The organism is Microbacterium sp. DWRC1-3, from assembly GCF_049896645.1.
Taxonomy (GTDB): Bacteria; Actinomycetota; Actinomycetes; order Actinomycetales; family Microbacteriaceae; genus Microbacterium; species Microbacterium maritypicum.
The window spans coordinates 903,218-915,718 of sequence record NZ_JAFCUS010000001.1 but is presented as its reverse complement, the minus strand read 5'-3'; the positions used below and the strand labels follow the sequence as shown (position 1 = coordinate 915,718).

Genomic DNA, 12,501 nt, shown 5'->3' with positions numbered 1-12,501 from the left:
GGGTGCCCATGGCCTCCGTCACACTCGAACACGTCTCTCTGCGATACCGCTCGGGTGCCGTCGGCCTCGCCGACGTCGACCTGCAGGTCGCGGACGGGGAGTTCCTCGCTCTCGTCGGTCCCTCGGGATCCGGGAAGACGACGCTGCTGCGCAGTATCGCCGGGTTCTTGACTCCCACAGCGGGCCGTATCCTGCTCGATGACCGCGTCATCGCCGGTCCCGGTGTCGCCGTACCGCCGGAGCAGCGCCGGCTGGGGATGGTGTTCCAACAGCATGCCGTCTGGCCGCACTGGGACGTGGGGCGCAACGTCGAATATCCGTTGCGACGCGCCAAGGTGCCCCTCGCCGAGCGCCGCACCCGTGTCGGCGAAGCGCTCGACCTCGTGGGACTCGCCGGTTACGAGCGCCGGGACCCGGCGACACTCTCCGGCGGGCAGCGGCAACGTGTCGCCCTGGCCCGGGCGCTGGTCGCCCGCCCCCGGGTGCTCCTGCTGGACGAAGCGCTCTCCGCCCTCGACGAGCCGCTGCGTGACCGGCTTCGCCTCGAGCTGCACACCCTCACCCGGGAGATGGGCCTGACCGTCGTGCACGTGACCCACGACCGCTCCGAGGCTCTCGCGCTCGCCGACAGGGTCGCGGTGCTGGATGGGGGCCGTATCCAGCAGGTCGACACCCCGTCGAACCTGCTCGCCCGCCCCGACAGTCCGTTCGTCGCGAAGTTCCTCTCCGACGCGACGCTGGTCGACGGGCGCGTCACCGAGGGCCGGTTCTCCGCCGGCGACCACCCGCTGACCGTGCCCTGTCCTGGAGTGGCGAATGCCGCGCGGGCTACCGCTGCCGTGCTTCCGGCCGCCGTCACCCTCACTCCCGGCGGCGATGCCACCGTCCGCTCCTCGCTTTTCACACCGGACGGCAGCGACGTCGTCGTGGACTGGCGCGGCACGCATCTGCGGGTGCGCACCCACGGCAGCCGGCACCGGGTCGGCGACGCCGTCTCCGTCCACATCACGGATGCGGTGGTCTACCCGCAGTCTGTGGAAGACGCGCCCGAGCGCGAGGCGGTGATGTCGGCATGACCCTCGCACTGGTCAGGCACGGCCGCACCGCATGGAACCGCGAGCGCAGAATGCAGGGGCAGTCCGACATCGCTCTCGATCCGGTCGGCGAAGCCCAAGCCGAAGCGGCCGGTCGTCTGCTGGCGACGGCGGTCTGGACACGGATCGTCTCGTCTCCTCTGCGACGTGCCTCGCAGTCGGCCGAGATCATCCGTAGGCACATGCCCCATGCGGAGTACCGCGTGCATGACGGCCTCGTCGAACGTCACTACGGTGAGGCCGACGGTCTGCAGGTCACCGAAGCGTGGGAGCGATGGCCCGACCAGAACTATCCCGGCGCAGAATCCGTCGCTGCCACCGCCGACCGCGCCGCCAGCGCGCTGAGAGAGCTTCTCCGCGACGACGTGGACACCGTCGTCGTGGCTCACGGGACCCTGTTGCGGCTCGGCATCGAAGCCGTGACGGGGCACCCGTGCTCACGGCTTTCGAACGGAGACGTCGTGTTGCTCGAGGGGAGTGAAGCCGTCGGGTACACCGCACGGTGGTTGACGGAGTAGCCCCCCGCAACACGGAGCACGAACGAGAGAAGCCGCCTGGAATCAGGCGGCTTCTCTCGTGATGAAGAACTTCATGTACGGGCTCACGGACGTGACCCGTACAACCTTTGTGCCCCCGACAGGAGTCGAACCTGCGACCTACGGTACCGGAAACCGGCGCTCTATCCACTGAGCTACGGAGGCGTACCGATCGACAATATCACTCGTCGGGGGTGGACTCCGACCCACCGGCCTCGGTGACCGGGGCGGTGCGCAGTTCATCGAGGGCGGCGGCGAGTCTCTCCGCCAGGTAGCGGTGCCCGTTCGTGGAGGGATGCTTGCGCCCCACCTCCACGTCGATCACGTCGAGATAGTTCTGTGCGGTGATCCACTCCTGGGCGATCGGGGAGATGTACCACCAGCCACGTGCGGCGGCGAGCGCGGAGAGATCGGTGTCGATGCGTGCGGTGGCCGCTCCGACGGGGAGCTCGTGCGGAGCGGGGCCGAGCACCACGATCGTCGCCTGCGGGTACGTGGCGGCCAACGTGTCCCACGCGGCGTTCACGGCGTCACGGTAGCCGGCGACGCCCTGTGCGCGGTCGTTGATCGATCCCTGGATGATGACCAGGTCGGGCGTGGTGGACGGGTCGAGTGCGGCGATGCGCTCCCCGAAGGTGGGGCCGTCGAGTCCGGGCTTGAGATATCCGCTCCCGCGGACGCCGTCCACGATCGTCTCGCCGCCGAGAAGGTCGGCGAGGAGGTAGGCGTAGCCGAGGGTCGGGACGGTCGCGGCAGAGCCGTAGGTCCACGAGTCCCCGAACACGAGCACCGTGGGCTTCTCCGGCAGCACGAGCGGTGCCGGTGCGATGACCGTGGACGTCTCGGATGCGCCATCGGCGGCGGCGCTGATCGGGGTCGTCGACGGTGCGGGGATCCACGGCCGCCACACCCCGAGAACCACGGCTGCGACGGCGAGCAGAAGCCCGGCGACGATGCCCGCCGCTCCCACACGGCGTCGGGCGGTGGGCGGCTTCATGGCATGAGAGTAGATCACGGGAGGCCGAACGCAAATTCGTCGTCGTCCGCGCCGTCGGCCGAGGTCTTCCGGCCCCGTAAACTGGGGAGGCTATGAACCCCGAAACCCTCGCCGCAGCCCTCCTCGCCGTCCTCGCACCGATCGCCGAGGAACGACGTCCCGGCGAGCCGCTGGAGCTCTCCGCATCCGACATCGTGCTGGAGCGCCCCCGCAACCGCGACCACGGCGACTGGTCCTCGAACATCGCCATGCGCCTGGCCAAGCCGCTCGGCACGAACCCGCGCGAGCTCGCACAGCAGATCGTCGACGGCCTCGCCGCCGTCGACGGCATCGCGAGCGCCGAGGTCGCAGGCCCGGGGTTCATCAACGTCCGCCTCGATGCCGCTGCCGCCGGTGCACTGGCGAAGGTCATCGTCGATGCCGGCTCCGCGTACGGCACGAACACCTCTCAGGCGGGCGTCAGCGTGAACGTCGAGTTCGTCTCGGCGAACCCGACCGGACCCCTGCACATCGCCCACACGCGCTGGGCAGCTCTCGGCGACTCGATCGTGCGCCTGCTCCTCGCCAGCGGCGCGAACGCCGTCCGCGAGTACTACATCAACGACGCGGGCGCGCAGATGGAGCGCTTCGCCGTCTCGGTCCTGGCCGCGGCCAAGGGCGAGCCGACCCCCGAGGGCGGCTATCCGGGGGAGTACATCACGACCCTCGCCGGTCGCGTTCTCGAAGCGCGTCCCGACCTGCTGTCACTCCCCGACGCCGAGCAGTCGAGCGTCGCACTCGAACTCGCCTACGGGTTCCAGCTCGCCGAGATCAAGAGCTCGCTCGATCGCTTCAACGTGCCGTTCGATGTCTGGTTCTCCGAGCGCACGCTGCACGCGAAGGATGCTTCCGGAACGAGCCTGATCGATCAGGCCGTCGATCGCCTCCGCGAGCAGGGCCACGTGTTCGACGACGAGGGCGCCGTCTGGGTGCGCACCACCGACTTCGGCGACGACAAAGACCGCGTCATCCGCCGCTCGAACGGCGAGTACACGTACTTCGCCGCCGACGCCGCCTACTACCTGAACAAGGGCGACCGCGGCTTCCAGAACAAGATCTACCTGCTCGGCGCCGATCACCACGGCTACGTGCACCGCCTCAAGGCCGTCGCCGGTGCGGCGGGGGAGGACCCGGAGAAGAACGTCGAGGTGCTGATCGGCCAGATGGTCTCGATCAACGGGGCCCGTCTCAGCAAGCGCGCGGGCAACATCATCGAGATGGACGACCTGCTCGACTGGCTCGGCACCGATGCGCTGCGGTACTCGCTGGAGCGCTCACCTGCCGACTCGCCGCTCGATCTCGACCCCGAGCTGCTGCAGAAGCGCACGAACGACAACCCGGTGTTCTACGTGCAGTACGCCCACGCGCGCACGCACAACGTCGCCCGCAACGCCGGTCAATCGGGCATCGATCGCTCCGAGTTCGCGCCGGAGACGCTGACGCACGAGAGCGAGAGCGCCTTGCTCGGCGCGTTGCAGGAGTTCCCGCGCATCGTGGCGTTCGCCGCCGAGGTGCGCGAACCGCACCGCGTCGCCCGCTATCTCGAGGAGCTCGCCGGCCTGTACCACCGCTGGTACGACAACTGCCGCGTGATCCCGCTGAGCGACGACCCGATCGAGAGCGTGCACCGCACCCGCCTGTGGCTCAACGACGCCACCGGCCAGGTGCTGCGCAACGGGCTCGACCTCCTCGGAGTCTCCGCGCCGGAGCGCATGTAGCGCACGCAGGCCTCCTGCTCGGTACGGCAGGATGGCAGTCATGAGCGACGACAACCAGACCCTGCCGTATCCGGATGCCGCGGCGGAGCATCCGACGCTCGTGATCCCGGGTTCCGCGCCTGACGCTGCGGACGCCGCACCGCGGACACGGCCGCGGTGGCCCTGGGTGCTGCTCATCGTGGTCGTGGTCCTCGCCGCTCTCGTGGTCGCCGCGGAGTTCATCGCACGAGCCGTGCTGCCAGGAGTCGTGCGGTCGATCGTCGTGGAACAGCTCGATCTGCCCTCCGACCAGCAACTCGATGTGCAGACGGAGGGTCTGCTGCTGCCGCAGTTGATCGGCGGCACACTCGACACTCTGCGTCTGTCCACGGATTCCGTGACGCTGGAGGGCATCACCGGAGCTGCCGATGTGACCGCGACGGGCGTCCCGCTGCGCGGGGGAGATCTCGGTGGTGCCACCGGGACGATCCGCATCGATCAGGAGCAGTTCACCGCACTGCTCGCTGGCACCGATCTGCCCGTGGAATCGGTGGAGTTCGCGGCCCCGAACGCCACGGTGAGCGGGTCGATCAGCGTGCTCGGAGCGGCGGTGCCGCTCTCGCTGACCCTCACGCCCGGCACGGTCGACGGTGACCTCGAGCTCACACCCGTCGGGGCGAGCATCGGCGGACTCGACATCGATCTCGACCGGGTCGCCTCCACTCTCGGCTCCCTCGGCGAAGGCCTGACCCAGCCCCAGCGGGTGTGCATCGCCGATCAGCTGCCGGCCGGGCTCACCCTCACGGGGCTCGAGATCATCGATGGCGCGGCCGTGATCGACGTCGACGTGAACGGAGCGATCGTCACCGACACGACGCTCCAGGACAAGGGCGTCTGCCCCAGCTGACCCTCAGTGCCCCGGAGGCTCAGCGACGTCGGGACGGTCGCCGAACGTCGCGGCGATGTGGCGTGCGAGCCAGGCGGGCCGCTGCAGCGGGATACCGTGTCCGCACCCCTCGACGACTTCCAGGTCGCTGTGGGGGAGCGACGCATGCAGGAGTGCGGCCGACCGCTTCATGAGCAACCTCTCCTTCGCGCCGACGAGGATGGACGCGGCGCCGGGGTAGGACCGCCAGGTGTCCGGAGGTGCGAAGCGGAGGTTCTCCTCGACGGAGCGCAGCAGTGTCTCTCGGGAGATCGTGCCCGATGCCTGCAGGTAGTCGTCCAGCAGTTCATCGGGGACGAACAGCTGCCGTGCCTGCACCCTCGCGAACCACTCCCGCTTCGCCAGTCCCGCCGTCGCGGACAGGAGCGCGAGTGTGGGGCGGGTCGCCCGCATCGGCACGGCCTGCGCGCTGACGACGACGGCATTCCTCACGCGGTCGGGGTGCAGTGCGGCGAGCTGGACGGTCAGCTGCGCCCCGAGCGAGAACCCGACGACGGTCGCCGCTCGGCCCTCCTGCTCCAGCACGCGGGCGAGTGCCGCCGTCGTGGCTGCGTGAGAGACATAGGTCTCGTCTGCGCTGCGTCCGTGACCGGGCAGGTCGGGGACGATGACGCGCACGCCCTCGCCGAGATGGGTGCGCAACGGCTCCCACATCCATCCGGCGACGCCTCCGCCGTGCAGGAGCAGCAGCGGATGCCCGTCGCGGGCGCCGAAGGTCTCGACGTGCATGGTCAGTTCCTCTCGAAGGTCTCGGCCATGCGGCCGATCGTGTCGATGGCCCGTTCGAGGTGGGCGGGCTCGAACGGGCCGAGCAGTCGCGCCGCGGAGAGCAGCCCGATCGAGGCGCTCGACAGCGCCAGGGCGAGCGCCTCGACGTCCACGTCCGCCACGATCTCCCCCCGGTCCTGCAGTGCGTGGAGCCACTCGATCACGCGTCGCTGCCGATCGCGATACCGGCCGTCGGTGACCTCCGCCACGTGTTCCCCGAGGATGCCGCGATCGTCGAGGAAAGCCGCCGTCATCAGAGCGTCGTCGCTCAGAGCGCGGGCGCTCGCGCGATACGCCGCACTCAGTCGCGGTCGGTCACCCAGTTCACGGCTCACACGGTCGTTCATGCGCGTCGTCCCGCGCTGCAGGAGCGCGTCCAGGATCTCTCGCTTGCCGGCGAACTCCAGATAGACCGCGCCCTTGCCGATCCCTGCACGGTCGGCGATCGACGCCACGCTCATGGCGTCGAACCCGTGGGCGAGCACGAGTTCCTCCGCGGCATCGAGGATGCGGTCGCGACGGTCAGGGACGCGGGGCCGGGGCATCGGTGGTCCTCTCCAGGTGATCGAGCATCGCGGGGATGACGACGTCCGGACGATCGCGCTGCACCCAGTGGCCGGCACCGGGAGCGGTCACCAGCGACCCCGCGGGCAGCAGCTCGGCGGCGGTGCGGATGCGCGCGAGCGGGACTCCCGAGTCGCGATCACCGTGCACGAGGAGCGTGGGCGTCGTGATCGATGGCAGGTGCGGGGTGTAGAACGTGCGCAGTCGATTCCAGAGCACTTGATCGTGCTGCCACTGTGCGAAGGTCTCCAGACCGGTGCCGACGGCGGCCTCGGTGAGCACGGCCTCGACGAGTTCAGGAGTCCGTGCCTGCGGAGTGCGCACCAGGTCGCCGAGGCCGCGTTCCATCGCGGAGCGGTTGCGCGCGTAGGAGCGGGTCATCGCGGCGAGCAGCCCGGTGCGCAACAGCACGAAGGTGCCGAAATGGGTGATCCGGCCGACGAGGCCATCGGCCAGCCGCGGCATCAGCCCATAGCATCCGAGCAGCACGGCGGATCGCGCGCGCCCCGGCTGATCCAAGAGATGCCCGAGCGTCATCCCGCCGCCGAGGGAGAGGCCCGCGATCGCGTAGTCGTGCAGACCGAGCCGGTCGACGACTTCCCCCACATGCCGCACGAGTCGCTCCTGCGTGAGCGGCCACTCCGCGCGGGCGCTGCGCCCGAAACCGGGATGGTCGGGCGCGAAGACGCGGTGTCCGGCGGCGGCGAGGGCTGCTCCGACCGCGCCCCAGGAGAGCTCGGCACTGTCGGCGCCGCCTCCGTGCAGGAGCAGCACCGGCACTGCGGACTCGCACTCTGGTCGCCATTCCAGGGTCGAGACCGTGGAATGGGGGAGGGTGATGCTCGTGCGTCGGGGATCCATGATGCCCTCTCGTTGTGACCAATCTAGATGATCTGGTCACAACGAGGTGCGCGGATCAGGAACCCGCGTCGGCGGCCGCCGCCTTCTGCGCCGCGCGGAGCTCGGCCGTCGCGATCCGCACCTCGACCTCTGCGCGCTGCAGACGTCGCTCGGGGAACGTGGTCGCCGCGAATCTCGCGTGCACGCGGTCGGTGCTCTCCTCCTCGGCGGTCACGATGTAGGCGCAGGCGAACAGCATCACCTGAGCGGAGAAGTTCAGCCAGATCAGCAGCGCGAGCAGCGAGGCGAACGAGGCCAGGAGCGGGTTGCTGGTGGCGCCGCCCACGAAGAGGCTCGACAGCTCCTGCAAGGCCAGCAGACCCAGCGCACCCAGCAGCGCGCCGGACCAGAGCGACCGTGCTGACGGGCGGACACCGGAGAGCAGGAGGAACACGCCGATGATGATCACCGCGTCGAGCGCGAACACGACGAGGAGCGACACCAGGCGCACCGTCCACGCGGCCACCGGAGAGTCCTCGGGGAGTCCGAGCAGGCCGGTGATCCACACGATGCCGAGCTGGCCGGCGAAGGTGAGGAAAGCCGAGGCGACGAAGGCGAGACCGATTCCGATCGCGAGCGCGAGGTTGCGCAAGATCACCCAGATCCAGAGGATGTCGTCCTGCAGGGTCCCCGCCAGCACGCGCACGGCTGCGCGCAGGGAGCCGATGGCTCCGAGCGCCGCGCCCACGAGCGCGACGAGCGAGATGATGCCGGCGATCGACAGCGAGGCCGGTGCGCGCAGGTCCTCGGTCTTGATCACACCGTCCTCGCCGATCAGCCCCGGCACCGCCGACTGCACCGCGTCGATGATCGCCTGCCACGCGACCGGGTTCCCGGCGAGCCAGAGCGCAGCGATCGAGAAGCCCAGCAGCACGCCGGCGAACACGCTGAAGAGCGCGCGGTACGTGACGCTGTCGGCGAGCATGGGGCCGCGGCGTTCGATGTACAGCAGCGCAGCGCGCACCGGGCGACGTGCGAGCGCCCAGGCGATCAGCGGCCCGGTGATGCGCGCGATGAGACCCGGACGCGCCGGGGAGTCTGTTCGTGTTTCGCTGTTCGTCACGACCCCACCCTAAGAGGCGACGATGACAGGATGCAGGGGCTTGACGCCGCGCGTCGCCGTGACGAAGGTGGCGGGGCCGGTGCCCTAGAATCGGGTCAACCTCGATGTGCGCGCCCTGCCCGAGATCCTTCCCACGATTGGTGATCAGTGCTTCTCCCTGCCGATTCGCTCGCTCCGGAATGGCTTGCCGTCCCTGAAGACGCGAACGATCTCGCCGACGGCGTCTGGCCGGCCTCCGCGACGCGGGACGCCGATGGTGCGATCGACATCGCGGGCGTCAGCGCCACCACGCTCGCCCGCACCTACGGCACCCCGCTGCTCGTGCTCGATGAGGACGAGGTGCGCGGCCGTGCGCGGCGGTTCCGGCTCGCCTTCGACCAGGCGGCTGCCGAGAACGGCACCACGGCGCAGGTGTACTACGCGGGCAAGGCCTTCCTCTGCACCACGGTCGCGCGCTGGGTAGTCGACGAGGGACTGCGCGTCGACGTGTGCACCGGGGGAGAGCTCGCCGTCGCCCTCGCCGCCGGAGTCGCACCGGCCTCGCTCGGGTTCCACGGCAACAACAAGTCGGTGGCCGAGCTCGAGCGGGCGGTCGAGGTGGGCGTGGGCACGATCATCGTCGACAGCGCCATCGAGATCGAGCGGCTCGCGGCCATCGTCGCCCGCACCGGAGCGACGCAGCGTGTGCTGGTGCGCGTGATCAGCGGCGTCCACGCCGAGACCCACGACTTCCTCGCCACGGCGCACGAGGACCAGAAGTTCGGCTTCCCCTTCCCGGACGCCGAGCGGGCGGTGGCACGTATCCGCGAGATCCCCGGCCTGGTGTTCGCGGGCCTGCACTGCCACATCGGCTCACAGATCTTCGGCGTCGCAGGTTTCCGCGAATCGGCGTCCCGCGTGCTCGACCTGCACGCGTCCCTGCTCGCGGACGGACCGGTGCCGCAGCTCAACCTCGGCGGCGGCTTCGGCATCGCCTACACGCGGGTCGACGACCCGACTCCGATCGAGGGACTGGCCGCCGCCATCGTCACCGCGGTGGCCGAGGACTGCGCGGCCAGGGGCATCCCCGTCCCGGCCTTGTCGTTCGAACCGGGGCGCGCCATCGTCGGCACGGCCGGTGTGACGATCTACGAGGTCGGCACCACGAAGGACGTGACGATCGAGTCCGGAGCCGTGCGCCGCTACATCAGCGTCGACGGCGGAATGAGCGACAACGCGCGTCCGGCCCTCTACGGCGCGCAGTACTCGGCTCGCCTCGCCTCACGCGTCGGAGAGGGCGAGCCCCGCCTCAGCCGCGTGGTGGGCAAGCACTGCGAGTCCGGTGACATCGTCGTCGATCACGAGTACCTGCCCGAAGACCTCGTGCCGGGCGATCTGCTCGCTGTGCCGGCCACCGGTGCGTACTGCGTCTCGCTCGCGAGCAACTACAACCATGTCCCGCGTCCTCCTGTCGTCGCTGTACGCGGCGGGCGCTCGGCGGTCATCGTCCGTGGCGAGACCATCGATGACGTGCTGGCCCGCGACGCGGGCATCGACGGGGCGAACGCCCCCGAGGGAGACCAATGACCCACCTCCGAAGGAGTAACCATGACTGACTACCGACGACTTCGTGTGGCGCTGCTGGGTGCCGGAGCCGTCGGCTCTCAGGTCGCGGCGCTCCTGCTGCGCCACGGCGATGAGCTCGCCGACCGTGCCGGTGCCGAGCTGGAGCTCGCCGGCATCGCCGTGCGCGACGTCGACGCTCCGCGTGACGTCGACCTGCCCAAGGAGCTCTTCACCACCGACGCCGAGTCGCTGATCCTGGGCGCCGACATCGTGATCGAGCTCATCGGCGGCATCGAGCCGGCGCGCACGAGCATCCTTCAGGCGATCGGCTCCGGCGCCGATGTCGTCACCGCCAACAAGGCGCTGTTGGCAACGCACGGCCCCGAGCTGTTCGAGGCCGCCGACCGCGTCGGTGCCTCCGTGTACTACGAGGCCGCAGCCGCCGGCGCGATCCCGATCATCCGCCCGCTGCGCGACTCGCTCGCCGGCGACCGCGTGGTGCGCATCATGGGCATCGTGAACGGCACCACCAACTACATCCTCGACCGGATGGACACCGAGGGCGCCGACTTCGCCGACGTGCTCGCCGACGCGCAGCGTCTGGGTTACGCCGAAGCCGATCCGACGGCGGATGTCGAGGGCTACGATGCCGCGCAGAAGGCGGCGATCCTCGCGAGCCTCGCGTTCCACACCGCTGTCCCGCTGGAAGCCGTCTACCGCGAGGGCATCACCTCGATCACGGCATCCATGATCGAAGAGGCACGCGCCGCCGGTTTCGTGATCAAGCTGCTCGCCGTGTGCGAGCGGATCGAGGCGAACGGTGCCGAGTCGATCTCGGTGCGGGTCTACCCGGCCCTCGTGCCCGCGTCGCACCCGCTCGCCTCCGTGCACGGCGCGAACAATGCGGTGTTCGTCGAGGCCGAGGCCGCCGGATCCCTCATGTTCTACGGAGCTGGGGCCGGTGGTGTGCAGACCGCATCCGCCGTGCTCGGCGACGTCGTCTCCGCCGCCCGCCGTCACATCGCCGGCGGTGTCGGGGTGGGGGAGTCGACCCGCGCGAACCTCCCCGTCGTGCCGATCGGCCACGTCACGACCCGCTACCAGATCACTCTCGAGGTCGCGGACGCGCCCGGTGTGCTCGCCACGGTCGCCGGCATCCTCAGCGACGGCGGCGTCTCGGTCGCGACGGTCGTGCAGACCGTCGAGGGAGAGGACGAGCCGACGGCACGCCTCATCATCGGCACCCACCGCGCGACCGAGCAGGCGCTCAGCGCCACGGTCGATGCTCTCGCCGACAGCGAGGTCGTCGCCCGTGTGGTCTCGGTGCTCCGGGTGGAAGGCGAGTGACGATGGCAGCAGCCTCCGCGACCGCGTCGGACGGTGCGGTCGAAGGCCGCACGGTCGAGGTGCGGGTTCCCGCGACCAGCGCGAACCTCGGCCCTGGTTTCGACACGCTGGGCCTTGCTCTCAGCGTCTACGACACCCTTCTGGTGACGGCACTGCCCGCGGGCCGGCTCGAGATCGAGGTCACGGGCTCCGGCGCGAGCGAGATCCCGCGTGACGAGTCGAACCTGATCGTGCGCACCATCGCGTACGTCTTCGCCGACGCCGGGCGTCCGGTCCCCGGGCTGCGCATCGTCGCCGAGAACGCCGTGCCGCACGGGCGGGGGCTCGGCTCCTCCGGCGCCGCCGTCGCCGCAGGAGTGCTCGCCGCGAAGGGCCTGCTCGAGGGCGATGTCGAGATCGGCGACACCGACCTCCTCCGCCTCGCGACCGAGCTCGAAGGCCACCCCGACAACGTCGCGCCGGCTCTCTTCGGCGGTCTCACGATCGCGTGGATGTCGGAGCGCGGACCGCAGCACAAGAAGCTGCTCGTCCACCGTGGCGTCTCGCCCCTCGTTCTCGTTCCCGCGTACACGATGTCGACATCGCAGGCGCGGTCGCTGCAGCCGCCGCAGGTCTCCACCGCGGATGCCGTGTTCAACGTCTCGCGCTCCGCGCTGCTGATCGCCGCGCTCATGCAGAGCCCTGAGCTGCTCCTTGACGCCACCGCCGACCGGCTCCATCAGGACTACCGGGCAGGAGCCATGCCCGAGACGCAGCGTCTGGTGCAGGCGCTGCGCGCAGCGGGTTTCGCCGCCGTCGTCTCGGGAGCGGGGCCCAGCGTGCTCGTGCTCGCAGACGGGCCGGGCAGCCGCCAGGACGCGGTCGAGCTGGCCGATCGAGTCACCGACACCCCGTGGGAGGCGCTCCTGCTCGCAGTCGACGTCCGTGGTGGTACAGTGGGGACTCGAGCGGAGGGCTCCACGTAACTGCGTGAATCTGGCCCCATTGCAAATCTTGCAAGACCCG

General features: G+C 70.0%; 12 protein-coding genes and 1 tRNA gene. 7 read left to right on the top strand and 6 right to left on the bottom strand.

Features of this window, described 5'->3' with window-relative positions:
- Window positions 1-8 precede the first annotated feature (8 nt).
- Both ACP699_RS04425 and ACP699_RS04420 read left to right on the top strand, forming a co-directional pair.
- Window positions 9-1,076 carry an ABC transporter ATP-binding protein gene (locus ACP699_RS04425; RefSeq protein WP_426169492.1) on the top strand — a complete coding sequence of 356 codons (1,068 nt, stop codon included), beginning with the start codon at window positions 9-11 and terminating at the stop codon, window positions 1,074-1,076.
- Window positions 1,073-1,612, top strand: a complete 540-nt coding sequence (locus ACP699_RS04420; protein WP_017831020.1) for a histidine phosphatase family protein — start codon at window positions 1,073-1,075, stop codon at window positions 1,610-1,612. The genes ACP699_RS04425 and ACP699_RS04420 overlap by 4 nt, the downstream gene beginning before the upstream one ends.
- 110 nt (window positions 1,613-1,722) lie before the next feature.
- Here ACP699_RS04420 and ACP699_RS04415 read toward each other — a convergent pair.
- Both ACP699_RS04415 and ACP699_RS04410 read right to left on the bottom strand, forming a co-directional pair.
- Window positions 1,723-1,795, bottom strand: a tRNA-Arg gene (locus tag ACP699_RS04415).
- 16 nt (window positions 1,796-1,811) lie between these two features.
- Complete coding sequence (locus tag ACP699_RS04410; protein WP_051056627.1) at window positions 1,812-2,627, bottom strand: SGNH/GDSL hydrolase family protein; 816 nt, start codon at window positions 2,625-2,627, stop codon at window positions 1,812-1,814.
- Window positions 2,628-2,719: 92 nt separating this feature from the next.
- Between ACP699_RS04410 and argS the strand changes: the two genes are divergently transcribed.
- Both argS and ACP699_RS04400 read left to right on the top strand, forming a co-directional pair.
- A complete protein-coding gene (gene argS, locus ACP699_RS04405; RefSeq protein ID WP_127482521.1) occupies window positions 2,720-4,384 on the top strand; it encodes an arginine--tRNA ligase in 1,665 nt (554 codons plus the stop codon).
- Window positions 4,385-4,424: 40 nt separating this feature from the next.
- Entirely contained in the window at window positions 4,425-5,270 is an 846-nt protein-coding gene (locus ACP699_RS04400; RefSeq protein ID WP_426169486.1) for a DUF2993 domain-containing protein, read from the top strand.
- A gap of 3 nt (window positions 5,271-5,273) precedes the next feature.
- Here ACP699_RS04400 and ACP699_RS04395 read toward each other — a convergent pair whose 3' ends face one another.
- From ACP699_RS04395 to ACP699_RS04380, 4 genes are read right to left on the bottom strand one after another with little or no spacing between them, the layout of a single operon-like run.
- On the bottom strand, window positions 5,274-6,038 hold the full coding sequence (locus ACP699_RS04395) for an alpha/beta fold hydrolase (RefSeq protein WP_426169483.1): 765 nt from the start codon (window positions 6,036-6,038) through the stop codon (window positions 5,274-5,276).
- Window positions 6,039-6,040: 2 nt separating this feature from the next.
- Window positions 6,041-6,622: a TetR/AcrR family transcriptional regulator gene (locus tag ACP699_RS04390; protein ID WP_426169480.1), complete on the bottom strand. Its 582-nt coding sequence runs from the start codon at window positions 6,620-6,622 to the stop codon at window positions 6,041-6,043.
- Window positions 6,600-7,502, bottom strand: a complete 903-nt coding sequence (locus tag ACP699_RS04385; protein WP_426169477.1) for an alpha/beta fold hydrolase — start codon at window positions 7,500-7,502, stop codon at window positions 6,600-6,602. The genes ACP699_RS04390 and ACP699_RS04385 overlap by 23 nt, the downstream gene beginning before the upstream one ends.
- Before the next feature lie 55 nt (window positions 7,503-7,557).
- Window positions 7,558-8,604, bottom strand: a complete 1,047-nt coding sequence (locus tag ACP699_RS04380; protein ID WP_426169474.1) for a YihY/virulence factor BrkB family protein — start codon at window positions 8,602-8,604, stop codon at window positions 7,558-7,560.
- A gap of 147 nt (window positions 8,605-8,751) precedes the next feature.
- Here ACP699_RS04380 and lysA point away from each other — a divergent pair, with 147 nt between their 5' ends.
- Genes lysA through thrB form a run of 3 tightly spaced genes read left to right on the top strand, consistent with a single transcriptional unit; the run spans window position 8,752 to window position 12,461 of the window.
- The gene (lysA, locus tag ACP699_RS04375) at window positions 8,752-10,170 is read left to right on the top strand and encodes a diaminopimelate decarboxylase (protein ID WP_288968440.1); all 1,419 of its coding nucleotides are present in this window, start codon (window positions 8,752-8,754) and stop codon (window positions 10,168-10,170) included.
- 21 nt (window positions 10,171-10,191) lie between these two features.
- Window positions 10,192-11,496, top strand: coding sequence for a homoserine dehydrogenase (locus ACP699_RS04370; protein WP_055869010.1), 1,305 nt, complete (start codon window positions 10,192-10,194; stop codon window positions 11,494-11,496).
- Window positions 11,497-11,498: 2 nt separating this feature from the next.
- The gene (gene thrB / locus ACP699_RS04365; protein ID WP_055869009.1) at window positions 11,499-12,461 is read left to right on the top strand and encodes a homoserine kinase; all 963 of its coding nucleotides are present in this window, start codon (window positions 11,499-11,501) and stop codon (window positions 12,459-12,461) included.
- Window positions 12,462-12,501: the final 40 nt, after the last annotated feature.